16 protein-coding genes and 1 pseudogene are annotated in these 23,512 nt (G+C 72.4%); 11 read left to right on the top strand and 6 right to left on the bottom strand.

The window, feature by feature from the left end:
* Positions 1 to 233 precede the first annotated feature (233 nt).
* Together ACIF9R_RS15255 and ACIF9R_RS15250 are read right to left on the bottom strand one after the other, a co-directional pair.
* On the bottom strand, positions 234 to 866 hold the full coding sequence (locus ACIF9R_RS15255) for a response regulator (protein WP_399979582.1): 633 nt from the start codon (positions 864 to 866) through the stop codon (positions 234 to 236).
* Positions 866 to 2,137 (bottom strand): sensor histidine kinase, encoded by a 1,272-nt coding sequence (locus ACIF9R_RS15250; protein WP_399979579.1) that lies wholly within the window; start codon positions 2,135 to 2,137, stop codon positions 866 to 868. Before ACIF9R_RS15250 ends, ACIF9R_RS15255 begins: the two co-directional genes overlap by 1 nt.
* Positions 2,138 to 2,335: 198 nt before the next feature.
* Here ACIF9R_RS15250 and ACIF9R_RS15245 point away from each other — a divergent pair, with 198 nt between their 5' ends.
* Positions 2,336 to 3,073, top strand: a complete 738-nt coding sequence (locus ACIF9R_RS15245; protein WP_399979577.1) for an ABC transporter ATP-binding protein — start codon at positions 2,336 to 2,338, stop codon at positions 3,071 to 3,073.
* Positions 3,067 to 5,520, top strand: coding sequence for an FtsX-like permease family protein (locus tag ACIF9R_RS15240; protein WP_399979385.1), 2,454 nt, complete (start codon positions 3,067 to 3,069; stop codon positions 5,518 to 5,520). The genes ACIF9R_RS15245 and ACIF9R_RS15240 overlap by 7 nt, the downstream gene beginning before the upstream one ends.
* A 161-nt stretch (positions 5,521 to 5,681) precedes the next feature.
* Here ACIF9R_RS15240 and ACIF9R_RS15235 read toward each other — a convergent pair whose 3' ends face one another.
* A complete protein-coding gene (locus ACIF9R_RS15235; protein ID WP_399979383.1) occupies positions 5,682 to 5,891 on the bottom strand; it encodes a hypothetical protein in 210 nt (69 codons plus the stop codon).
* Between the two features lie 213 nt (positions 5,892 to 6,104).
* Between ACIF9R_RS15235 and ACIF9R_RS15230 the strand changes: the two genes are divergently transcribed.
* The 5 genes and pseudogenes from ACIF9R_RS15230 (at position 6,105) to ACIF9R_RS15210 (ending at position 13,381) form a co-directional block, all read left to right on the top strand.
* The gene (locus ACIF9R_RS15230; protein WP_399979380.1) at positions 6,105 to 6,548 is read left to right on the top strand and encodes an SRPBCC family protein; all 444 of its coding nucleotides are present in this window, start codon (positions 6,105 to 6,107) and stop codon (positions 6,546 to 6,548) included.
* A 162-nt stretch (positions 6,549 to 6,710) separates the two neighbouring features.
* Positions 6,711 to 9,179 carry an MFS transporter gene (locus tag ACIF9R_RS15225; RefSeq protein WP_399979377.1) on the top strand — a complete coding sequence of 823 codons (2,469 nt, stop codon included), beginning with the start codon at positions 6,711 to 6,713 and terminating at the stop codon, positions 9,177 to 9,179.
* 144 nt (positions 9,180 to 9,323) lie between these two features.
* Positions 9,324 to 11,800 (top strand): annotated as a pseudogene (locus ACIF9R_RS15220) (SpoIIE family protein phosphatase).
* 149 nt (positions 11,801 to 11,949) lie between these two features.
* Complete coding sequence (locus tag ACIF9R_RS15215; RefSeq protein ID WP_399979375.1) at positions 11,950 to 12,675, top strand: methyltransferase domain-containing protein; 726 nt, start codon at positions 11,950 to 11,952, stop codon at positions 12,673 to 12,675.
* 292 nt (positions 12,676 to 12,967) lie between these two features.
* Positions 12,968 to 13,381, top strand: a complete 414-nt coding sequence (locus ACIF9R_RS15210) for a DUF6059 family protein (RefSeq protein WP_399979373.1) — start codon at positions 12,968 to 12,970, stop codon at positions 13,379 to 13,381.
* Positions 13,382 to 13,991: 610 nt separating this feature from the next.
* Here the strand turns inward: ACIF9R_RS15210 and ACIF9R_RS15205 are convergent.
* A complete protein-coding gene (locus ACIF9R_RS15205; RefSeq protein WP_399979370.1) occupies positions 13,992 to 15,602 on the bottom strand; it encodes an MFS transporter in 1,611 nt (536 codons plus the stop codon).
* A 227-nt stretch (positions 15,603 to 15,829) separates the two neighbouring features.
* Here ACIF9R_RS15205 and ACIF9R_RS15200 point away from each other — a divergent pair, with 227 nt between their 5' ends.
* Complete coding sequence (locus tag ACIF9R_RS15200) at positions 15,830 to 17,656, top strand: BTAD domain-containing putative transcriptional regulator (protein WP_399979368.1); 1,827 nt, start codon at positions 15,830 to 15,832, stop codon at positions 17,654 to 17,656.
* A 55-nt stretch (positions 17,657 to 17,711) separates the two neighbouring features.
* Here ACIF9R_RS15200 and asnB read toward each other — a convergent pair whose 3' ends face one another.
* Together asnB and ACIF9R_RS15190 are read right to left on the bottom strand one after the other, a co-directional pair.
* On the bottom strand, positions 17,712 to 19,577 hold the full coding sequence (asnB, locus tag ACIF9R_RS15195; RefSeq protein WP_399979366.1) for an asparagine synthase (glutamine-hydrolyzing): 1,866 nt from the start codon (positions 19,575 to 19,577) through the stop codon (positions 17,712 to 17,714).
* A 97-nt stretch (positions 19,578 to 19,674) separates the two neighbouring features.
* A complete protein-coding gene (locus ACIF9R_RS15190; protein ID WP_399979364.1) occupies positions 19,675 to 20,103 on the bottom strand; it encodes a DUF6069 family protein in 429 nt (142 codons plus the stop codon).
* Between the two features lie 147 nt (positions 20,104 to 20,250).
* On the opposite strand from ACIF9R_RS15190, the gene ACIF9R_RS15185 reads away from it, so the two are divergent.
* The 3 genes from ACIF9R_RS15185 to ACIF9R_RS15175 all read left to right on the top strand — a co-directional run bounded on the left by ACIF9R_RS15185 (position 20,251) and on the right by ACIF9R_RS15175 (position 23,107).
* Positions 20,251 to 20,766, top strand: coding sequence for a MarR family winged helix-turn-helix transcriptional regulator (locus ACIF9R_RS15185; protein ID WP_399979574.1), 516 nt, complete (start codon positions 20,251 to 20,253; stop codon positions 20,764 to 20,766).
* A gap of 168 nt (positions 20,767 to 20,934) precedes the next feature.
* On the top strand, positions 20,935 to 21,969 hold the full coding sequence (locus ACIF9R_RS15180) for a hypothetical protein (protein WP_399979362.1): 1,035 nt from the start codon (positions 20,935 to 20,937) through the stop codon (positions 21,967 to 21,969).
* Between the two features lie 136 nt (positions 21,970 to 22,105).
* Complete coding sequence (locus ACIF9R_RS15175; RefSeq protein WP_399979360.1) at positions 22,106 to 23,107, top strand: beta-ketoacyl-ACP synthase 3; 1,002 nt, start codon at positions 22,106 to 22,108, stop codon at positions 23,105 to 23,107.
* Positions 23,108 to 23,512: the final 405 nt, after the last annotated feature.

The raw sequence follows: 23,512 nt of genomic DNA, 5'->3' as shown, positions 1-23,512 counted from the left end.
TGTTGACCCAATTGGGCCGCCGGATGCCCTCGGATGCCCTCGGCGCGCTCGGAGAAGGGTCAGCTGGGTCGGCTCGGTCGCCGGCCGCCCGGTGGACCCGGCGGGCTTCGTGCGCCGGTACCACCTCGGCGCGTAGGCCCCCTCCGCGTGCAGCCGCTCGTCGCGGGTGACCAGGTGCGGATGGTGCCGCGCCGGCCAGGCCGATGAACACCGTACGGTGCGCCAGGTCCGGGTCAGGCCCGCAGGTAAGTGAGCACGGCCAGGACCCTCCGGTGTGTCTTGTCCGTCGGGGGCAGGTCCAGCTTGGTGAGGATGTTGCCGATGTGCTTGCCGATCGCCGCTTCGGAAACCACCAGCTCCTGGGCGATCGCGCCGTTGGACCTGCCTTCGGCGATCAGCGCCAGCACCTCGCGTTCGCGCGGGGTGAGCCGCTCCAGCGGGTCGCGGCGACGGCGCAGCAGTTGGCGCACCACCTCGGGGTCGACCACCGTCCCGCCGTCCGCCACCTTGTGCAGCGCTTCCACGAATTCCTCGACCTGGCCCACCCGGTCCTTGAGCAGATAGCCGACACCCGATCCGTCGCCGGAGTCCAGGAGCTCCGCGGCGTACGTCCGTTGCACGTACTGACTGAGGACCAGGACCGGCAGTGTGGGGCGCTTCGCGCGCAGCCGCACTGCCGCATCCAGGCCCTCGTCCTGGAAACCGGGCGGCATGCGCACGTCCGTCACCACGATGTCGGGGGCATGCTGCTCGACCGCGGAGACCAGTGCCTGCGCGTCCCCGACGGCCGCCACCACCTCGTGGCCGCAGCGGCTGAGCAGGCCTATGAGTCCCTCCCTCAGCAGCACGCTGTCCTCGGCCAGCACTACGCGGAGTGATCGGCCGCCCTGGTCAACTCGCAAGGAAACTCCACACGCAACAGAGTCGGTCCACCCGGAGGACTGGTCAGGGCAAGTCTGCCATCCAGGACGGACACCCGGTCCGCGAGACCGATGAGGCCGCTGCCCGCCGAGGCGTCCGCGCCGCCGCGGCCGTCGTCGCGCACCTCGAGGAACAGGCGTCCGTCGCCATGACCACCGCGGATCCGCGCGCGGTCGGCCCCGCTGTGCCGGGCGACGTTGGCCAGCGCCTCGCAGACCACGAAATACGCGGCGGATTCGACCGCCCGGGTCGGCCGGCCCGGCAGTTCGAGGTCGACATCGACGGGAACCACGCAGCGGTCGGCGGCGTCAGCGACCGCGGCTTGAAGGCCGTAGTCCGTGAGGACCTTGGGGTGGATGCCGTGGATGAGCTCGCGCAGCTCCGTGAGCGCCCTGCCCGCCTCCTCGTGGGCCTTGGTGAGCTGGTCGGCGAGCGGTCCGGGCGGGGCGTCGAGGCGGGCCAGCCCGAGAGCCATCGTCAGGGCCACGAGGCGCTGTTGGGCGCCGTCGTGCAGATCGCGCTCGATACGGCGCCGCTCGGCCTCGAAGGCCTCGACCAACCGGACGCGGGAGCGCGCCAGTTCGACCACCTCGGCGTCGAGCTCGCCCTCGCGGGAGGCGATCAGCAGCCGGGCAAGCTCGGCGCGGGCGCCCGCCGTTACGCCGAGTACGTAAGCGCACAGGACCATCAGGAGCAGGCCCAGCACGGCGACGCCGAACGCGGTCGGCCAGGTGGTGACCGTCCACTGCTTGAGCACCTTCGCCTCCTGGCCGTCGCCGACCGTGGCCATCAGCAGCGGGGTGGAGACCATGGACAGCGGGAGGAGCAGGGCGACCGTGACCGCCAGGGCATCGACCGGCCACAGCAGTCCGGCGAACAACAGCGCGTAACCGAGCTCCCGCCAGGTCGCCTGCTCGCGAAGCCGGATGGTCAGCCAGGCCCGCAGTCCCGGCGCGGCCGGCACCCGGTGTCGGCCGGACACCGGGTCGCTGCGGATCAGGCGCAGTCTGCGCCGCTCCACCTCGGCCACCGGGATCCCGCTGAGAGCGAGCAGGACGAGCAGCGGCAGCCCCACCAGGACGACGGCGAGCGCACCGCAGACCGTGGCCACCGTCACGATCCCCACCAGAGTGACGGCGCCGGTCACCGCGCCGGTGAGCAGATACGCGGCGGAGCGCCAGGGCCAGGCCGACAGCAGGAAACCCGGCCGGGACATGGCCTGCCACACATTCCGAGGGTGCATGGGCATGACCGTAAAGGGCCGCCTCGGTCGGGGCCATCGGTCCGGGGCCCGTATCGGGGGTAGGTCTGGCCCCACCCCAGGTCTCGTTCTGGCCGTACTGCGCCGCGAGGGGTTTCCGGGATGTGGTGGAGACATCAACGAGCCAAGGAGCAGGTGCTGGTGGGGGGAAACATGACCAACGACGCGATCCGATTGCGCTCCGTGACCCGGCGGTACGGCTCGGGCGGTACGTCAGTCACCGCCCTCGACGAGGTGTCGCTCGCCTTCCCCAGGGGGACGTTCACCGCCGTGATGGGCCCGTCCGGGTCCGGCAAGTCGACCCTGCTGCAGTGCGCCGCGGGCCTGGACCGGCCCACCTCCGGCTCGGTCACCGTGGGCGACACCGAGCTGACCACGCTGAGCGAGACCACGTTGACCCTGCTGCGCCGCGAGCGCATCGGCTTCGTGTTCCAGGCGTTCAACCTGCTGCCCTCACTGACCGCCGAGCAGAACGTGGCCCTGCCGCTGCGGCTGGCCGGCCGCCGCCCGAAGAAGGCCCAGATGCGTGAGGTGCTCGAACAGGTCGGACTCGGCGACCGTGCGCGGCACCGCCCGACGGAGATGTCCGGCGGCCAGCAGCAGCGGGTTGCCCTGGCCCGCGCCCTGATCACCCGCCCCGAAGTGCTGTTCGGCGACGAGCCGACCGGCGCGCTCGACTCGCAGACCGGCCGCGAGGTGCTGACCCTGCTGCGCGGCATGGTCGACCGGGACGGCCGGACGATCATCATGGTCACCCACGACTCCGTCGCCGCCTCCTACGCCGACCGCGTCGTCCTCCTCGCCGACGGCCGGGTCCACGGCGAGCTGATCGGCGCCTCGGCCGAGGACATCGCGGCACGCATCACCAAGCTCGAGGCGGCGCCGTGCTGAGCATCACCCTGCATACCCTGCGCACCCGCTGGGTCACCTTCGTCGGCAGTTTCGTCGCCCTCTCGCTGGGCGTGGCGCTGATCGCCGTGATGGGGCTGGCCCTGGCGTCCTCGCTGGACGCACCCGACCGGGGGCCGGAGCGGTTCGCCGCCGCGCCGGTCGTCGTCAAGGGCCAGGACACCCTTGAGATGCCCACCTCGATCGGCGACCGCGCCCAGAAGCTCGCGCAGCCGCGTGCCGTGCCCGGCGACGCGGTCGCGAAGCTGCGGGGCCTCGGGACCGTCGTCGAGGACCGGTCGTTCGCCGTGCGGGCCGAGGGCGGGCCCGACGATCTGGTGGGCCACCCCTGGTCCACCGCGGCCTTCGCGCCGTACGAGCTCGATGCGGGACGCGCGCCCGAGGCCGCGGACGAGGTCGTCGTCATCGGTGACTGGGCCCGTCCGGGCACCCGGGTGCGGACCGACGGCGGCACGGTGCGCGTCGTCGGCACCGTGGCCGGGCTCGGCTTCGAGAACGCCGTGTTCTACACCGACGCCCGCGCCGCCGAACTGTCGCCGCGCAGTCTCCAGCTGGTGGTCGACGCCGACGCGACGGCCGTGCGCGAGGCGGTGCGCGGCAGCGGTGGCGTCCAGGTCCTCACCGGGGACGCGCGCCGGTACGCCGACGCCGACCCCGACCGGGACAGCGAGGCCCTCACCGCGATGAACGCCATGTTCGGCACGGCCGGCGGTGTCACCGGGTTCGTCTCGGTGTTCGTGGTGGCCTCGACCTTCGCCTTCGCGGTGGCCCAGCGGCGCCGCGAGTTCGGGCTGCTGCGCACCGCCGGGGCGACCCCGGGCCAGATCCGCCGCATGGTCGTCCACGAGGCACTCGTGGTCGGTGTGCTCGCCTCGGCCGCCGGCTGTGTGCTGGGTTTCTACGGGGCTCCGAAGCTCGCCGAGTGGGCGGTCGGCGAGAGCCTCGCGCCCCGCTGGTTCATCATCGGCGACTACATCTGGCCGTACCACATGGCGTTCTGGACGGGCCTGTCGGTGGCCCTGTGCGGCGTGCTGGCCGCGTCCTGGCGGGCCGGGCGCACCGGTCCCACCGAGGCACTGCGCGAGGCGTCCGTCGACACCCGGCCGATGACGTGGGGCCGTCGGCTGTTCGGCGCGGCTCTGCTGGTCACCGCCGCCGTGACACTGACCCTGGCCCTGGTGACGAACCCGGGCGACCTGTTGCAGCGAAAGACCTATGTGAGCCGGCCGATGCTGCTGATCACCGCGGTCGCGCTGCTCGCGCCGGTGCTGGTGCGGCCACTGGCCCGGCTGATCACCTGGCTGCCGGCCCAACTGCCGGGCGCCGGCGGAATGCTGGTGCGGGAGAGCGCCGCCACCGGGGTCCGCCGCACCGCCGCCGTCGCGGCGCCCGTGCTGGTCACGGTCGCGCTGGCGGGCTCGCTGCTCGGCGCCACCGCCACCCTCGACGAGGCGAAGGCGACCGAGGTGCGCGATCGGACGGCCGCCGACTTCGTGGTCACTCCGGCAGGCAACGGCTTCGCCGAGGCGACGCTGCGGCGGCTTCGGGCCGTGCCCGGTGCCGAGGTCTCCGCGAGCTCGTCGAGCGCCGTGTACGTCCTGGAGGACGGCGTGGCGCTCATCAGGTCCGATGCCAGGGCCGTCGAGCCGGAACCGCTCGCGGCAACGACCCGTCTCCCGCTCGCCGCGGGGAAGGTCGCCGACCTGGACGACGACTCGATCATCGTCAACGAGGAGTGGGAGAAGCACACCGTGGGCGAGCGGGTGGACGTGTGGCTCGGCGACGGCACGAGGAAGTCCCTGGAGATCGCCGCGGTCATGACCATCGGCACCGGCAACAACGGCGTCTACGTCACCCCGCGCAACGCTCCCGGGGCGCCCGTCGACCGGGTCGACGTACACCTCGCGGACGGTGCCGACACGGTCGCCGTGGCCGCCGGTCTGCGTCAGGCGGTACGGGCGGCGGGCGGGGAGGTGCTCACCAGGGACGCCTGGGTGCGGGCGACGTACCCCGAGAGCAGCCGGACGACCCGGACGGGCTTCTTCCTGGTCCTCGGGATCGCCCTCCTCTACACCGGCGTCTCACTGGCCAACACGATGGTCATGGCGACCTCCGACCGGGTCCGCGAGCTTGCCGTGCTGCGGCTGGCCGGCGCCACCGGATGGCAGGTGCTGCGCTGGGTGGGCGCCGAGGCGCTGATGACGGTCATGGTCGGCGGACTGCTGGGAGCGCTGGTCGCCGGCCTCAACCTGGTGGGCATGTGGAGCGCGCTGGCCCTGCTCTCGGTGCGGACGTCCATCGAGCTCCCGTGGGCGACGCTCGCGGCGGCCCTGGGTGCCTGCGCGGTGCTCGCGGTGATCTCGGCGATCGTTCCGGTCTGCCTCTTCCTGCGCCGTGGGGCGGTGGAGGCGGCGGGCGTCCGCGAGTGACCGCCGACCGGCGCCGGCCTGCCCGGATGCCGCCGCGCCCCGGTACGACCGGGCCTCCGCCCCCGCCGGCGAGCGTCGCTCCCGAGACGTGGGGGGAACGGGTGGTTCGCGGGTGGGACGCCCGCGTGCCCGTGTGCGTGACGGGGCCTCCGGCAGGCGGCTCACCGTCGCTCGGTGGTGCGCTTGCGCAGGAGCAGCCACTGCCTGGGGGGAGTGCCGGCCGCCGAGCCGACGGCCGTACCCTCGAGGAGCGCGCGGTACGCGGCTGCCCCTGCCCGGGGTGCGGCGGTCCGCGGTCCGCGGTCGTCCCGGTCCTCGATCGACGTGGCCATGTTCTTCCAGACCCTGTCGGCCTGCGGTGCGCTGACCATGAGTAACCACTCCCGGTTCATGGGGCCATCGTTGGAAGTACATACGCATGCGGGTCGCCCCCTCGGGAGCACTGGCCGACAGAATAGAACAAGTGTTCCCTTGATCGTGCGAGTGGCCAGGTTCGGTCAGAACCGGAACCCCGATTTGGGTGGCCGGGCACGGGGGTGGTTGGCTTGCCCCGACCCCGTTACCCCATGCCCTGGAGGAAAGCGATGGCGCAGGTCGAGGCCACTACGGAGCGGATCGTCGCGGCGGACGCGGAGACGGTGTTCGATGCCCTCGCCGACTACAGCGGAACCCGCGCGAAGCTGCTGCCCGAGCAGTACAGCGAGTACGAGGTCCGTGAGGGCGGTGACGGCGAGGGCACCCTCGTGCACTGGAAGCTCCAGGCCACCAGCAAGCGCGTGCGCGACTGCCTGCTGGAGGTCACCGAGCCGACCGACGGAGAGCTGGTCGAGAAGGACCGCAACTCCTCCATGGTCACCACCTGGCGCGTCACCCCGGCCGGGGAGGGGCGCTCCCGGGTCGTCGTGACCACCGTCTGGAACGGCGCCGGCGGCATCGGCGGCTTCTTCGAGAGGACCTTCGCGCCCAAGGGCCTCGCCCGGATCTACGACGCCCTGCTGGCCAAACTGGCCGCCGAGGTCGAGAAGTAGCGGCGGGGAGCCTTCAAGAACCGAGAAATGGTGGGGAGTTGGCTCCTCACCGGTTCGGGTGATCTGCCGACGGGCCGTCTCTGTCCCGTAACTCGTCGCGCTTGCTCGTAGTTGTCGCTTTTACGCGGGAATTGTCCGGCGGCGCGACGAGGGGAGCGGCACGTGGGCGGGATCACTCTGACGCAGGACGAGCCGGTCTCGGCACCACCGGCCGGGAGCCCGCCGCCCCCGGCACCGGTCGGGGAGCCGGGCCTGAGCCCGCGTCGGGTCCGGCTGGTCTTCCTCGCGCTGCTGCTCGCGCTGACGCTCGCCGCGCTGGAGCAGATGATCGTCGCCACCGCGCTGCCGAGGATCGTCGGTGAGCTGCACGGCCTGGACCGCATGTCCTGGGCGATCACCGCCTATCTGCTCACCTCCACCGTCGCACTCCCCGTCTACGGCAAGCTGGGTGACCTGACCGGCCGCAAGGGCGTCTTCCAGTTCGCCCTCCTCGTCTTCGTCGTCGGCTCCGCGCTGGCCGGCCGCGCGACGACCATGGACCAGCTGATCGTCTGCCGCGCGGTGCAGGGCGTCGGCGCGGGCGGGCTGATGACCGGCGTCCAGGCGATCCTGGCGGACATCGTGCCGGCGCGGCGGCGCGGCCGCTTCATGGGACTGATCGGCGCCGCCTTCGGCCTCGCCTCCGTCGCCGGACCGCTCCTCGGCGGCTACTTCACCGACCACCTCTCCTGGCGCTGGTGCTTCTACGTCAACGTGCCGTTCGGGCTGGCCACCATGGTCGTCGTCGCCCTGGTGCTCAAGCTCCCCAAACCCGCCGCGCGGGGCCGCTTCGACGTCCTCGGCACCCTGCTGCTGACCGCCGCCTCCATCTGCCTGGTGCTGCTGACCACCTGGGGCGGCACCGAGTACGCCTGGGACTCCCGCCTCGTGCTCGGTCTCGGCGCGGGCGCCGCCGCGGCGACGGTGCTCTTCCTCGTCGTCGAGCGCTTCGCCGCCGAACCCCTCATCCCGCTCCGGCTGTTCCGGGACTCCGTCTTCAATGTGACCGGTCTGGTGGGCCTGGTGACCGGCGTGGCGCTGTTCGGCGCCGCGAGCTATCTGCCGACGTATCTGCAGATGGTCGACGGGGCCTCCGCCACCGAGTCCGGGCTGCTGATGCTGCCCATGACGGGCGGTATCGTCGGCGCCTCGGTCGTCTCCGGCCGGCTCGTCAGCCGCAGCGGCCGCTACCGGTGGCACCCCGTCGCCGGCGCGGCCCTCTCCGTGGCCGGCATGGGGCTGCTCTCCCGGCTGGAGCCCGGCACGCCCCGGCTGCACTACGGCATCTGGACGGCGGTCCTCGGCGCCGGTATCGGCATGGTGATGCCGGTACTGATCCTCGCCGTGCAGAACTCGGTGCGCCCCGCCGACCTCGGGACCGCCACCAGCGCCCACACCTACTTCCGGCAGATCGGCGGCAGCGTCGGCGCCGCCGTCTTCGGCACGCTCCTCGCCGACCGGCTGACCGCCGCGCTCGCCGACCGCCTCCCCGCGGACGTGGACGGGGACGCGGGCATGCCGGACGCCGGGTCCCTCACCCCCGAGTCGGTGCACGCGCTGCCGCCCGGGCTGCGCGACGCCTACGTGCAGGCCTACGCGGACGCCATGCCGCGCATCTTCCTCTACCTGGTGCCGGTGCTCGTCCTCGGCCTGCTCATCGCCTTCTTCCTCAAGGAGAAACCACTGGTGTCCCACCACGCCCCCACCGCCGACCCGGCCCAGGCAGCGCAGCACTTCGACGCGCGGGTGCCGCACACCGACGCGCGGGTGCCGGACGCGCGCCCCCACACGTCGACCGGCCAGGCCCCCACCTCGCTCCGCCCGCCGCACGCCGGGGGCATTCCCGTCTGCGGGACCGTGCAGCATCCCGACGGGACCGCCGTGCCCCGCGCGGCGCTCACCCTCATCGACGTCTCCGGACAGCAGACCGGACGCGGCGCCAGCGGTGCGGACGGGCGGTACGCGCTGGCCACGCCGGGCCCGGGATCCTACGTCCTGATCGCCGCCGCCGGGGGCCACCAGCCGCAGGCGGTCTCGGTGACCGTCGGCGAGCGGCCCGTCGAACTCGATGTCGTCCTCGGCGGCGCGGGCCGCCTGGCCGGCAGTGTCGTCACCGCCGACGGCACACCCGTGCGGGACGCCGCCGTCACCCTCACCAATGTGCACGGGGAGGTCGTCGCCAGTACCCGCAGTGGCCGCGAGGGTGGCTATGTGATCAGCGAGCTGGTGGCCGGCGAGTACACCCTGGCGGCCAGTGCCCCCGCGTTCCGTCCGGCCGCCCTCCCCGTCTCCGTCCAGGCGGCCCGCGAGACCCGCCAGGACGTCGAACTGGCCGGTGGCGCCATGCTGCGCGGCACGGTGCGGGCCGGCGGCGGACGGCCGGTGGAGGAGGCGCGGGTGACCCTCCTGGACGCGGCGGGCAACGTCGTCGACACCCTCACCACCGGACCCGACGGCACCTTCCGGTTCGTCGACCTGTCCTCCGGCGAGTACACCGTCATCGCCGCCGGCTACCCGCCGGTCGCGACCGTGCTCCAGATGGCCGGCGGAGGCCGCACGGAACGCGACCTCCAACTGGGTCACGAGGACTGAAACGGTCCTTCACACGGGGAAACGCACGCCGGTGCGAGCACCGGCGGGCAATTCCCGTATTGCCGCACATCGCCGCCGACCGTGGTCGTACGGTGGTCCCGGCGGTACAGATCTTGCGCAGCCGGGGGAGAGAGGGCCTGGGCCATGGACCGTGGCACCGAGCGGAACGCACCTCCCGATCACCGCACCCGGGAGGGCACGGTGACCCGACAGGACGGAGCCGGCCGGATCCCGCTGGCCGTGGTCGTCGTCGACCGCGACGGACTCGTCTCGCACTGGAGTACGGGCGCGCGGCACCTGTTCTCACTCCCCAAGGAGGAAGCGCTCGGCCGTCCGGCCGTCGACCTGCTGCCGGTGACCGGAGCCCTGTCCGAGGACGAGGAGCACACCCCGTACGAGGAGAGCGCACCCCCTACGAGGGCTATGCCCCCTACGACGGGCTGGGCCCCGGACTCGGCGCCTCCCTCGGCGGCGGTCTGAGCTACCCGGCGGCGGGCCGGGCCCGTCTGGCCGCCGCCGGGACCGGCCGTCGTGTCGACGTGCTGTGGTGGGCCTATCCGCTGGTGGGTCCGGGCCGGGAGCGGCTGCTGGTGCTGGCCGCCGACGCGGACCGGCTGGGCACGGACGAGGCAGGGGTGTTCGAGCGCATCGCCCCCGGCTTCGCCCTGCACACCGACTTCCCCGGCTCCGCGGACCTCGCCCGGCGCCTGCCCGAGATCCTGCCCAGCATGAGCGTGGGGGAAAGCGCCCGGATCGTCTCGCAGGTCCTCGAACTGGGCTATCCCGTTCTGGAGTTCAGCCAGAACGACCGGGTGCCGGTCACCCCCGACTGGGGAGTGCCCCGGCGCGTGGAGCGCCGGGAGCGCCGTGCGCGGGCCGCCCGCGCGCTGGCGGCCGGTGAACCGGTGCCGGAGGGACTGCGCGACGAGAGCGAGGACCTGGAGTACGCCGCCGTCCGGGAACGCCTGGAGTTCCTCAACGAGGTCAGCTCCCGCATCGGTACCTCCCTCGATCTCTCCCGCACCATCGTCGAGGTCAGCAAGGCCGTGGTGCCCCGCTTCACCGACGTCGCCGGCACCTACTTGCGCGAACAGGTCGTGGCGGGCGAGGGGTTCGACGAGGGAGTGCCCGACACCACCACCATGTGGCACCGGGTCGCCCTGGAGCACACCGACGAACCCGGCCGCTGGGACGACGTCGTCCAGGTCGGCGAGGCCATGCCCTTCCCGGCCCACACCCCGTTCTTCCAGTGCATGACCACCGGCGAACCCGTCCTCGTGCCGCACATCAGCGAGGAGATGGGCCACGCCATCGCCTCGCAGTTCGACAAACGCGACATCCGGCCGCTGATCACCGGCCGGTCCATGCTGGTCGTCCCGCTGAAGGCCCGTCAGGTGGTGCTGGGCTTCATGATCCTGCTGCGCCATCCGGAGCGGCAGCTGTTCAACGACATGGACCGGGTGACCGGTGCCGAACTCGCCGCCCGCGCCGGTCTCGTGCTCGACAACGCCCGCATGTACACCTACCAGGAGAACGTCGCCGAGACGCTCCAGGACAGCATGCTGCCGCACATCCCGCCGCGCATGGCGGGCTGCGACATCGCCACCCGCTATCTGCCGGGGACCCTCCTCGGCCGGATCGGCGGCGACTGGTTCGACTCGGTCAAACTGCCCGGGTCCCGCACCGCGTTCGTCGTCGGTGACGTCATGGGCCACGGACTGAACTCGGCCGCCATGATGGGGCAGTTGCGCACGGCCGTACAGACCATGGCCGCGCTGGACCTGCCGCCCGCCCAGCTCCTGCGCAACCTGGACGACCTGGCCCAGCGGCTCGGCGACACCTACCTCGCGACCTGTCTGTACGCCGTCTACGACCCGATCGCGAGCGAACTGCACCTCGCCAACGCCGGACACATCCCGCCCGTGCTGGTGCGCGCCGCGGACGGGCGCAGCGAACTGCTCGACCTGCCCACGGGCGCTCCCATAGGGGTCGGCGGGGTGCCCTTCGAGGCGGTCCGGGTGCGCGTGGAGCCCGGCGACCGGCTGGTGATGTGCACCGACGGACTGGTCGAGGTGCGCGGTGAGGACATCGGTGTCGGGCTCGCCACCCTGTGCGAGTCCGCCGCCCACCCGGCCGCGTCCATGGACGACGCCTGCGACACCATCATCAGGGCCCTCAACGTATGCGGTGGCCGCAAGGACGACGTGGCGTTGCTGATGGTCCGCCTCGCCGGAATCGCCCCCGATGACGTCGCGGAGTGGCGGGTCGCCCCCGATCCTTCCGAGGTCGGCCGGGCCCGCGCGGTGGTCCGCGAGCAACTGCACGGCTGGGGTCTGCCGCAGCTCACCGACACTGCCGAGCTGATGGTGAGCGAGCTCGTCACCAACGCCGTACGGCACTCCCACGCCCGCCCCGTGGCGCTGCGGCTGGTGCGCGGCGACACCCTGCTCTGCGAGGTGGAGGACGACGACCACGAGCTGCCGACACTGATCGACGCGCGTCCCCTGGACGAGGCCGGGCGCGGACTGCGGGTGGTCTCCACCCTCGCCCGCGAGTGGGGGACGAGCCGGACCACGGCCGGCAAGAGCGTGTGGTTCGAAATGACCCTGCCGCGCCGCTGAGCGCCGACTCCGGTGGTACGAGGGCGCGTTCCGCGGCGAACGCGCCGTGAAGGAATGCGCCCGCGCGCTTGTCCGCGCGCCCGGGGCGCGGTACACCGTACTGGCCCGTCGCACGGGGCGGGCCGGCGTCGGACCCTGGGGAGTCGGTCATGAGCGTGACGAGTCGGTACCGGGAGGCCTGGGAGGGCTTCTGGAACGAGGCACCGCACGGGCAGGGGGCGGTGTTCTGGGACGCGGAACCCGCGCTGACCGCGGCGCGCCATCTCGCCCTGTTCGAACCCCATCTGGCCGACCCCGGCCTGCCGTTGGTGGACCTCGGCTGCGGCAACGGCACCCAGACCCGCTATCTCGCCGAGCGCTTCCCACGCGTCCTCGGCGCCGATCTGTCCGCCGCCGCCCTGGACCACGCCCGCGCCGCCGATCCGGCGGGGCGGGCGGCCTATCGCCTGCTGGACGCCGTGGAGAAGGCCGGGACGCAGGCCCTGCACACCGAACTCGGCGACGCCAACGTCTATGTGCGCGGTGTGCTGCACCAGTGCGAGCCCGACGACCGGCAGGCGCTGGCCGATGGTGTCGCCACGGTGGTCGGCGAGCGCGGCCGGGCGTTTCTCGTGGAGCCGTCCGAGACCGCCGGGGCGGTGCTGCGGAGCATCGCGACCGGTCCCGGCGGCCCGCCGCCCAAACTCGCGCCGGTCCTCCGGCACGGCATAGCCCCCGGCGAGGTCGCCGACGCGGACGTGCCCGAGTTCCTGACCGCGGCCGGACTGACCGTCCTGGCGAGCGGCACCCTGCCCCTGACCACCACCGAGTACGCCCCCGATGGCACCCGGATCGAACTGCCGTCCACCTGGTACGTGACGGGTCGCGTCGCCTGAGGCAGCGGAAGGCGGCGGGCGGAGCACTGCGCCACGGGGGAAGGCGCTGCGCTCCGACCGCCGCCGTGAGGGCGCCAGGCCGTGGGCGTCCCCGGTCCGCACTGTGCCGCTGCCTGTTCGAGAGACGCTGGTCGGCCGCTGGAGCGCCGGGAGAGAGCGGGAGCACGCCGGCCCGTAGTCCTCCACCCCGCCTCGAGGCGGACTTCCTAGTCTGCTCGCGGGCTCGGGCTGCGTGAGCCACCGGAAGAGCCATGAGGCGGACGCCGCCGAGACGGTGACAGGAGAGGCCGGTATGAGGAAATCACCGACGTGGCTGCGGCGGGCGGGGCGGCATCTGATGGCGGGGCTCGTCGGCCTGGGGCAGAGCCTGGGCGCGTACACCACGATCGAGAGCTACGGCCTCGTGCCCGCGTCGCAGCCCGGCCAGGTTCCGGTGGCCGGGCGCACGGAGGGTGGGAGTACGGAGGGTGCGAGTACGGAGAATGCCGGGGACGTACCGCCGCCGGGCCATCCCGAACGCCTGGTTCCGGTCTCGGAGCTGTCCGGATCCGACAGGAGGGCGTGGCGGCGGCTGGAGGAGTCGTGGGAGAGCGTCACCACCGGGACCGACCGTCCTGACGGCTCTGCCACGCTCGGGAGCAGGCGGTCCGCAGGGATCCGGCGGTCGCGATCACGACGGTGGATGCCACCCCCGCGTCGTGGGTGAGGGACGGATGCCGCTGGTGCCGGGCCGTGGCCGCGGCGACGGGGCCGGCGACGTGAAGGGCGGGGCGGCCCAGGGGCCCTGTCCGTATCTCAAAGTGCTGCCGGCGCGGACCGCCGCGCGCTGAGAGCCCTGGCGACTGCCTCTTCGGCCACGCAGCGCGCCGCCGGTGACGCTGTGCCTCGCGCTGCGCCTGGCGGAAGGACCCGTCCCAGGAGTCAGTCTGTCGGCGAGGCCCGCGTTTGCGTTCCGGGGCGGGACCGAACCGGGCGACGGCCGCCACGTCGGTCTCCACTCCGACGATCCGCCCCGTGGCCGTGGCCGTGGCCGTCGCCGGCGCCGGAGCGACGAGCAGGTGGGACAGCGGACGCTCAGCCGCCCGGCCGCACGGGGCACAAGTGTGCCGAGCGCGGCCGGGCCAGGAGGTTCCTGCGCATGCGAAGGAGGCTGCCGCCCCTGACTCGACGCGCGCTCGAGAAGGCGCCGGGTACGTGCGGTCAAGGGATCGCCGCCGCACAGGCCTCACGCGGCTGCGGCGTGGGACGGCGTCGCGCGCCGCAGCCGGTCGTCGCCGTCCGGGCCCCGGCCGTGTGCTGTCCGATCGCCCGCGTGGTCATTCCTTCCGCGTCCGGTCCCGTCCGCCGCCCTCGGCGTCCACCGGCGGTGGGCCCGCCGCGCCGGGCCCACCGGGAGCCTCCAGTCTGCCGTCCTTCATCATGAGCGCGAGGACCAGGCCGACCAGCAGGACGGGAACGGCCGAGAGGAACACCGTGGAGAGCGCCGCGCCGTAGACGTCGGCCACCGCCTCCGCCGTCCCCGGCCCGAGTGCGGCGATCCGGCGTGGCTCCAGAGTGCCGCCGGTCACCCGGTCCGCCACATCCGGCGGAAGCAGTCGGGCGGCCTCGGTGGCCAGGCGCGCGTTGAGGAGCGAACCGAACACCGTGGCACCGAAGGCGACGCCGAGGTTGCGGGAGAGGCCGACCGTGGAGGTGCTGACACCGATGTGCCGCCGGGGAGCGGTGCTCTGGGCGACGAGTGTGGTCACCTGGGAGGAGAGCCCCACACCGATGCCCATGACCGCGAGCAGAGCGCTGACGGTCGTGGGGCTCGTCTCCGTGGACGTCAGGGACATCAGGGCGGCGGCCAGGGCGGCGAGGGCGGTACTGGTGACGGGGAACCACTTGTAGCGTCCGGTCCTGCCGATCACCTGGCCCGCGACGACGGTTGCCACGGCCATGCCGATCATCGCGGGCAGGAAGAGCAGACCGGTCCGGGTGGCGCTGACGCCCTCGACCGTCTGGAACAGCAGCGGTACGAAGTTGACGGAGCCGAAGAAGGCGAAGCTCACGGCGAAGGCCACGACCACGCTGATCGTGAAGGTCCGGTTCCCGAACAGTCCGAGTGGGACCACCGGTTCCGCCGCTCGCCGCTCGTGGCGCACCCAGACCGCGCCGAGCAGGACGGCGCCCGCGCCGAGGGCGGCGACGGAGGGGTGGCCCCAGCCGTGGCGTCCGGCGAGGTCGGTGAGCAGGACGAGGCACACGATGACGCCGGTGAGGAGGGCCGTGCCCGCGTAGTCGAGGCGTGGCCGGGGCGCGCCGGGGGTGGCCCGCGGGAGCAGTGCCCACAGGCCCGCCATCGCGAGCAGGCCCAGCGGCAGGTTGACGTAGAAGATCCAGCGCCAGCCGAGCTGGTCGGTGAGCAGGCCGCCGGCCAGCGGTCCGGCGAGGTTCGCCATCACCATGACTCCGGCGAACCAACCCTGGTACTTTGCGCGCTGACGCGGCGGCATGAGGTCGCCGAGCACCGAGAACGCGCTGACCTGGAGGCCACCCCCTCCCAGGCCTTGCAGCGCGCGGAACGCGATGAGCTGGCCCATGGAGCCGGCCGCTCCACACGCCGCGGATCCCGCGAGGAAGAGCACGACGGCAGTCAGATAGACCGCGCGACGGCCCAAGAGGTCGCCAAGTTTTCCGTAGACAGGCATGGCGATGCTGAAGGTGAGCATGTACGCCGTGAAGGTCCAGCTGTACAGGTGCAGCCCGCCCAGGTCGGAGGTCAGGCTCGGTCCGGCGGTGGCAACGATCGACTGGTCGAGCATCGACATCGCGCTGGTGAGCAGCAGCGCGGCGAGAAGCAGGGGGAACCGTGGAGGCAGCGGACGCGAAGGGGGTGGCGCCGCGGCCGTCGGTCCGGGTGGGCGGTCTGGTTCGGTGTCGGTCATCAGGTCCTCCCCGGACCACCATTCTGGATTTTCCGCATTTATATGCTACCAGCATATAGATGCTTTGTGTAGCCTGACGGCGCCGGGTGGGGGAGATGACCGGGGGTCCCGGAATGTGCGTACGGCTGCCCGGCGTCGAGCACCGCTCAAGCGGAAGTCGAGCAATCGACCTGACGCTCACGAAGTGCATCAGGCCGTGTCATCGATGCCAACCAACGGGAGGGCCAGTGCTGGAGATCGGACTACTCGGAACCCTGCAAGTCGTCCACGACGGCGTGCATGTCACGCCATCTGCACCGAAGGTCCGACAAGTACTCGCGTTGCTCGCTCTGCGGGCCAACACGACGGTGCCGCTGCACCAACTCGTGGAGGAACTCTGGGAGGAGCGCCCTCCCTCCAGCGCGGCGACCACGCTCCAGACCTACATCTACCAGCTGCGCAAGCTGCCGGGACTGTGCGATGCGCCGCCTTCCGGATCGGCCGCGGGCGTGGGGTCCCTGCTCACCGCGCCGGGCGGCTACCGCCTTTCGGTCCCCGCCGACTGCCTGGACTCCCGGAAGTTCGGCCAACTCGCCGTGCGCGGAAGAGAGTCGATGGAAAGAGGTGCGGTGGCGGAAGCCGCCGACCTGCTGGGGCGGGCCCTCGCCGTGTGGCGGGGGCCCGCTCTGAGTGATCTGACCCCCGGTCCGCTCGTCGGGATCGACGCCCTGCGGCTCCAGGAGCAGCGCTACGAGGTTCTCGAGGAGCGGATCAACGCCGATCTGCTCCTCGGCCGCCACCACCGTCTCATCAGCGAGCTGACGGCGCTCGCCGCGGACAACCCCACCCGTGAGGGACTGCATGCCAAACTCATGCTGTCGCTCTACCGGGCCGGTCGGCGGCCGGAGGCTCTTGAGGCCTTCCAGCGCATTCGCCGCGTTCTCACCCGGGAGCTGGGCCTGGAACCCTGTTCCGAACTCCAGCGGCTGCACCAGCAGGTGCTGGCCGGTGACCGTGGTCTCGACCTTCCCGGCGGCCGGACGGCCGTGCGCAGCGTGCCCGTCGGCGGACCACCGGTGACGATGCCCGTGGACGTGCCCCTGGTGGGGCGGGAGGCGGAGCTGCGCCACGCGGCGCGCATGGTGGCCGAACAGGGAGAGGGGGACGGGCCGAGGTGCCTCGCCGTCTCCGGACCGCCCGGGGCCGGCACGACGGCCTTCGCCGTTCACCTCGCGCATCGCCTCGGCGATTCCTTCCCCGACGGGCGGCTCTACATGTCGTTCGGCGGCCCGGCGGCCCCGCAGACCGTCGACGAGGTGCTCGCCCGGCTCCTCGAGGCCGTCGGCCACCGGCGCGGCGACCTGCCACCCCACCGGGCCGACCGGGCCCGGATGTTCCACACGTGGACCGCTGGGCGCCGGATCCTGCTGGTCATCGACGACGTGGCGGCCACCGACCAGATCATCGACCTCCTGCCCGCCGACTCCGGCTCGGCTGTCGTGGTCGCCGGTTACCGGCGTCTGTACGGCAGCCAGTTCAAGGCGCGGGTCGATCTGCCCCCGCTCTGCCCCGAGCAGGCACTCGAACTCTGCACCAACGCGTTCGGCAAGGACCGGGTACCCGGCGACGTCCGGGGCCTGGGCTCGATGCTCGATCTGTGCGGGGACCTCCCGGGCCCGGCGCTGGAGGCCGTGGGGCTGCTGGCGCTGCGGCCGCACTGGTCGATCGGCCAGCTCGTCGACTGGCTCAGGCGTGACCGGCCCGCCGTGGTGGCGGACCAGCGACCGCACCCGTTCCACCACGTCGTGCGGCGGTGCAGTCGGCTCGGACCCCGCCTCAGGGACGGCCTGGCCAAGCTTGCCTGGGAGACGGCCGGCGATCTGACGGTGGAGCGGGCGGCCGCGGTTCTGGACCGGGACGTGGACGACGCCGAGGAACTGCTGGAGGAACTGGTGGAGTTCTTCCTGCTGGGTGTCGACAGGGCGAGTGACCCGAGCACGGACCGGTTCTTCCAGTACCGTCTGGCCCCGCTGGTACGCACGGCCCTGCGCGCCACGCAGCCCGCCTGCGTCTGACGAACGGCGAGGGCGCCTCCGCAACGGAGGCGCCCTCGCCGCGCCCGCCGTGCGCTCAGAGCTCCACGTGGTCCCCGAGCTCCAGCAGCCAGGCGTTGACCTGCAGCACCATCTCGGCGTTCATACGGTGCAGCCAGTCCTGCGCCGCTGCCCCGTCGCCCTGCGAGGCGACCGCGCGGGCCCTGTCCAGGTCCAGGATCCGCACCACCGGTGAGGCCGGATCGGCCAGCACCTCCGCGAGCTCCTGGTGCAGGGCCTTGGTGTACGTGACGTCCTGGCTCACCGGGAAGGGGGCCTTGGGCCGGTCCAGGACCTCCTCGGGCAGAAGATCGCGTACGGCGGCGCGCAGCAGGCTCTTCTCCCGGCCGTCGTAGGTCTTCATCTCCCACGGGATGTCGTACGCGTACTGCACGAGCCGGTGGTCGCAGAACGGCACGCGCACTTCCAGACCGGAGACCATGCTCAGCCGGTCGTTGCGCTCCAGCAGCCGGGGCAGCCAGTGGGTGAGATGCAGATGGCAGATCTCCCGGGCCCTGCGCTCCTCGCCGGACTCTCCGGGCAGCCGGGGAATGCCCGACATCGCCTGGTCGTAGCGCTCCGCGTAGTACGAGCTCATGTCCAGGCGGGCCTTGAACTCCGGTGAGAGCAGCCCCTGTCCGAGCCCTTCGCGGGTCCCCGGGTGCCACTGCTCGAAGGCGACCCACGGGAACTGCTCCTCGTGCGCCAGGTCCGGGATGTGGACCCAGCTGTATCCGCCGAAGATCTCGTCGGCGCTCTCCCCGGTGAGGGCCACCTTGGAGTGCCCGCGGACGCCGGCGAATGCCTGGTAGGTGGAGGTGTCCATGTCCCCGAAGGGGGCGGGGACGTCCTGGGCGCGCAGCACGGTGCGACGGGCGGCCGGGTCGATCAGGTCGGCGGTGGTGAGTTCGATCTCCAAATGCTCGGCGCCGATGTGCCCGGCGACGGCGCGTGCGTACGGGGAGTCGGGGGCGCTGCGGACCAGATCGGGCTGGAAGTTGTCGCTGTAGCCGCTGTACGTGACGGTTGTGGTGCGCACGGGTCCGGCACCCTCGGCCGTCAGTGCACGGGCGGCCAGGGCGGCGACGCTGCTGGAGTCCAGGCCGCCGGAGAGCATGACACTCAGCGGGACGTCGGAGACGAGTTCACGGGCGACGCTGCTCTCCAGCAGTTCGCGTACCGTCGCCACGGTCTGTTCCAGGCCGTGCTCGTGGGGCCGGGCCTCCAGCCGCCAGTAGCGGCGGATCGATGTCCCACCGTCCGGGCCCCAGCGCAGGGTGTGGCCGGGTGGCAGGTCGTGGATGTCGCGGTAGACGCTCTCGCCGGGGGCGCGGGCCATGGAGAACAGCACGCGCAGGCCTTCGATGCCGACGACCGGGCGCACGTCGGGATGGGCGAGCAGGGCCTTCGGCTCGGAGCCGAAGACCAGTCCGTCACGGGTCGGCGCGTAGTACAGCGGCTTGACGCCGAAGCGGTCCCGGGCGAGGAACAGGGTGCGTTCCCGGGTGTCCCAGACGGCGAAGGCGAACATGCCCTCCAGCCGCTCGACGCAGTGCTCGCCCCACTCCAGGTAGGCGCGCAGGACCACTTCGGTGTCACTGCGGGTCCGGAACCGGTGGCCGCGGCCGGTCAGCTCCGTCCGCAGCTCGCGGAAGTTGTAGATCTCGCCGCAGTAGGTGAGGACGGCGGACGGTTCCTCGGTCTCGTCCGCGGACATGGGCTGGTGGCCGCCGGCCAGGTCGATGACCGCCATTCTGGTGTGGACCAGCGTCGCGTGCCGGCTGGTCCAGATCCCCTGGTCGTCGGGCCCCCGGCAGGCCATGGTGCGCGCCATGGCCCCGGCGGCTGCGGGGTCCTTGCTGGGGCCGCCCCGGCGGACGGCCCAGCCTGCGATGCCGCACATACGCGATCTCCTTCTGTGGCCTCTCGGTTGCCGGGGTTCACGGTTGCCCGAGGCGCTCGAAGCGGCGTGGAGGGGCGCTGGACCGCCAGGGTCCGGATCACGCCCGCCGTGCGTTCTTGCGGTACGCCGGGATCAGGACCGCGCCGACCGCGAGATGCAGGCAGACGAGCGTGACGCGGTTGCCCGCCGTGAGGCCCTCGGCGAGCAGGGGTCCGACGAGGGAGAGCAGGACCACCGCCGAGGCGACGGCGGTCCATACCGTCCGGGCGCGGGCGGTCAGCCGCTCCAGCAGGGCCAGCAGGCCCCACCCGGCCAGTGAGATCACGGCCACCGAGATGATCACGGCCGGAAGCACCAGCTCGCTGGTGGTCGTCGAGCCGGGACCGTCCGGGATGCGCAGGTCGATCCCGGCGACCGGGTCGGCGATGATCCAGATCAGCGCGTCGAGCAGCACGGCCACGAGCAGGGCGAGCGCCCGGGTACTTGTCGTACCGCCGGTGCGGGCTGCGGAGGATGCTGCGGTCATTTCCGGTCTCCTTCGGTCGAGGTGCCCGGGGTGAGCACCGAACAAGATATTGTGCTCTCAGCATATACATGACCTTCGCATATGATTCTCTCACACCCAGGAATGCCGGGTCCAGTCGTATGCCAGTAGCCTCGACGTGTGGAAGGTGTGGACGACATCGACGTACATGAGGACAAGCAGGGTGATGTGGCGCAGGTCGACGAGGCGGTGTTGGCCGCAGTGGAGGCGGCGATGATCCGGATTCGTCGCCGGCAGTCGCGGCGCAGTCTCGCGAGGCCGGTGATGAAGGGCCTCGCGGAGCCTGTGGACCTCAACACCCTGGCCGTCATCGACGCCGTCGACGAAGGCACGGGCGAGGGCGGCCTCGATGTGACGGTGGGCTTCGTCGCCGACCGGCTGGCCATCGACCCCTCCCGGGCCAGCCGGATCGTCGCCGACGCCGTCCGGTCGGGTTTCGTGCGCCGCGTGGCCTCGCAGGAGGACGGACGGCGCAGCTGCCTGGAACTCGCCCCGATGGGGGAGGAGGCCGTGGCCGCGGCCCACCGCACACGGCAGGCGTTCTACTCCGAGCTGCTCGAAGAGTGGGAACCGGGCGAGCGCAGGGAATTCGCCCGGCTGCTCACCAAGTTCGTGCACTCCCTGGACGAGGCCGCCCGGGGCTGAGACGGCCCGCCCCGCCTCCCCCTCGGGCCCGCACCCCGTCCACCGGCCTTCGAGTGTCCTTCGAGACCCTGCGGCAAAGCTGATCGCGCCAGAACCCCGCACATCGACGGCGCGTCATGTCCCGCTGCCGCGGGGCATGAGGCGCCTCGTCCTGAAGGAGGCGCGACGGTGAGTACGACAGACCGGACAGAGACGCGGTCCGGCCCGGAGGCGGACCGCGGCCGCCCTGCCCCATCCCGGACCCCGGGCCCGGCCGCCGCCGCGGCGCCGAGCGCCGGACCACCCGCGGCCATCCGCTGGGCCTACGTCATGGTGATCGTGGCCACGCTTGCCGCCATCGCCAGCAATGTCTTCGAGATCGCCCACCAGGTGGAAACCGGCGCAGCCGGCGCCGCGACCACCGGCGACCTGGTCCTGACCATCGCCTTCTGCGCGCTGTTCGGGTTCTTCGCCGAGATGCTCCGGGCCGGACGCCAGTGGGGCCGCGTCATGCTCACCGTGTTCACCGCTCTGGGCATCCTGTTCACCGGGCTGGGACTGGCGGGGATCGGCGGCCGGGTGTTCGTGGGCGTGCTGCAGGGCAGCCTGGCCGTCCTCAGCCTCATCGCGTCCGTGGTCGGCCTCGTGCTGCTGTTCGTCCCGTCCGCCAACCGCTGGATGGCCGCGGTGCGCGGGTCCAGCCGTACGATCCCGCAGCGGCTGCGCAAGGCCGTCCTCACCGCCCATGTGGCCATCTCCGTCGGCTGGCTGGGCCTGGTGACCGGCATGTTCGCCATGTCGGTCGCCGGTGCCACCACCCACAGTGCCGAACAGCAGGCGTCGATGTACCGCACCATGTCGATGCTGGACGAGATCTTCCTCGGCATGACCAGCATGTTCGCCCTCATCTCCGGCATCGTCGTCGCCGCGGGCACCAAGTGGGGGCTGCTTCAGCGCAGATGGGTGGCGGTGAAGTTCTTCATGACCATGAGCGTGATGCTGCTCGGCTTCGCGGTCATCCACCAGCTCATCCTCGAAGCCAACGAACTGGTCGACGCGCACGCCCCGGTGCGCGGCGGCGAACTGGACACCGTCGGCTGGTCGATGGCCGGGGCCGCCGCCGTGGCGGTGCTGTCCCTGGTGTTCATGACGGCCGTCTCCACCTACAAGCCCTGGGGCACCACCCGCTGGGGACGCAGGAACACGTCCCGGCCGGTTCACTGACCGCGGGAGTGCGCCGCCGTACGGCCGACCGCACACGGACTCCTGCCGCACCGACCCCGTTCAGCCCAGCCCGCACCGCACCGACGATCCGCCCCAGCGCCGTCCGGGCTTCCCCGTACGCCAGGAAAGGACAAGCATGACCGCGATCCGGGACACAGAAGTCCTGCGCCACAGCCGACTGTTGGGGGTCGGCACCTACCGGCCCGAACGGTCCGTCCCCAATACCGAGATCGCCGAACGGACCGGTCTCGATCCCGACTGGATCGAGCGCCGCTCGGGTATCCGCTCACGCCGCTACGCCTCCGCCGCCGAAACACTTCCCACCATGGCCACGGCCGCGGCCGAGAAGGCGCTCGCCGCGGCGGGAATCTCCGCGGAGCAGCTCGGTACGGTCATCCTCGCCACCATCACGTCCATGGAACAGATGCCGGCCGTCGCGGTCGAGGTCGCGCACCGGCTGGGAGCCGGCCGGGCGGCCGCCTTCGACGTCTCGGCCGCCTGCGCCGGCTTCTGCCACGCGGTGGCGCTGGCGAGCGACCAGGTCCGGATGGGACGTTCCGACTACGTCCTGGTCATCGGTGCCGAGCGGATGACGGACATTCTCGACCACGAGGACCGCGACACCGCCTTCCTCTTCGCCGACGGCGCCGGTGCCGTGGTCGTCGGACCGTCGCCGGAACCCGGGATCGGCCCCGTCGTCTGGAACGCGGACGGCTCGCGCAACGCCGCCCTGAAGATGTCGGCCCCGTGGCACGACGGCACGGGCCTGCGCCCCCAGGCGCGACCCGCCATCACCATGTCGGGCTGGAAGGTCTACCGCTGGGCGACCGAGCGACTGGTCCCCGCCACACGGCGGATGCTGGACCTCGCAGGCGTCACGGTGGACGACCTCGACGCCTTCGTCCCGCACCAGGCCAACATGCTCATCACCGACTTCGTGGCCGAGCAGCTGGGCCTTCCGGAGCACACCGCCATCGCCCGTGACATCGTCGCCAGCGGCAACAGCTCGGCGGCCTCGATCCCGCTGGCCATGGAGGAACTGCTGGCGAGCGGCAAGGCGCCGAGCGGCGGTCTCGCCCTGCTGGTCGGGTTCGGCGCCGGCCTGGTCTACGCCGGTCAGGTGGTGCGCCTGCCCTGACCCGGCCCCCTTCGACCGGAGCGGGCACCCGGCTCGACCGTACGAGCCGGGTGCCCGCTCCGTCGTCCGCCGGACGCTTCGCGGCGGGACCGGGTCCGAAGGCTCCGCCCGGACGGGCGGCCAGGCCGACGGGGCGAGGCCGATCGAGTCACCGGCGCTCCGCTCCGGGCGCGTGCGAGCGGCCGACCCCGGTGGTTCCGCCCGGACGGGTGTGGCGGTGCGCCGACGGTCGTGCCGTTGCGCACGGGTGCTCCCGCCGCGGGCGCCGGTACGTGGCCGGGGCGCCCGGCTCGTTCCGTCCGGATGGGCTCGGCGGACGTGGGGGGGGGGGGGGGGGCCCCGGGGCGCCCCCCCCCCCCCGCCCCCCCCCCCCCCCCCCCGCGAACGCCCCCCCCCCCCCCCAAA

Origin of the sequence: Streptomyces sp. NPDC086080 (genome assembly GCF_044540255.1) — a bacterium.
Classification (GTDB): Bacteria; Actinomycetota; Actinomycetes; order Streptomycetales; family Streptomycetaceae; genus Streptomyces.
This window is presented reverse-complemented; position numbering and strand designations above follow the sequence as displayed.

Excerpts from the sequence above, each read along its gene's own strand:
- ACIF9R_RS15250 (WP_399979579.1), bottom strand. The coding sequence starts at position 2,137 with ATGTCCCGGCCGGGTTTCCTGCTGTCGGCCTGGCCCTGGCGCTCCGCC.
- ACIF9R_RS15245 (WP_399979577.1), top strand. The coding sequence starts at position 2,336 with ATGACCAACGACGCGATCCGATTGCGCTCCGTGACCCGGCGGTACGGC.
- ACIF9R_RS15235 (WP_399979383.1), bottom strand. The coding sequence starts at position 5,891 with ATGGTCAGCGCACCGCAGGCCGACAGGGTCTGGAAGAACATGGCCACG.
- ACIF9R_RS15230 (WP_399979380.1), top strand. The coding sequence starts at position 6,105 with ATGGCGCAGGTCGAGGCCACTACGGAGCGGATCGTCGCGGCGGACGCG.
- ACIF9R_RS15215 (WP_399979375.1), top strand. The coding sequence starts at position 11,950 with ATGAGCGTGACGAGTCGGTACCGGGAGGCCTGGGAGGGCTTCTGGAAC.
- ACIF9R_RS15210 (WP_399979373.1), top strand. The coding sequence starts at position 12,968 with ATGAGGAAATCACCGACGTGGCTGCGGCGGGCGGGGCGGCATCTGATG.
- ACIF9R_RS15205 (WP_399979370.1), bottom strand. The coding sequence starts at position 15,602 with ATGACCGACACCGAACCAGACCGCCCACCCGGACCGACGGCCGCGGCG.
- asnB (WP_399979366.1), bottom strand. The coding sequence starts at position 19,577 with ATGTGCGGCATCGCAGGCTGGGCCGTCCGCCGGGGCGGCCCCAGCAAG.
- ACIF9R_RS15190 (WP_399979364.1), bottom strand. The coding sequence starts at position 20,103 with ATGACCGCAGCATCCTCCGCAGCCCGCACCGGCGGTACGACAAGTACC.
- ACIF9R_RS15175 (WP_399979360.1), top strand. The coding sequence starts at position 22,106 with ATGACCGCGATCCGGGACACAGAAGTCCTGCGCCACAGCCGACTGTTG.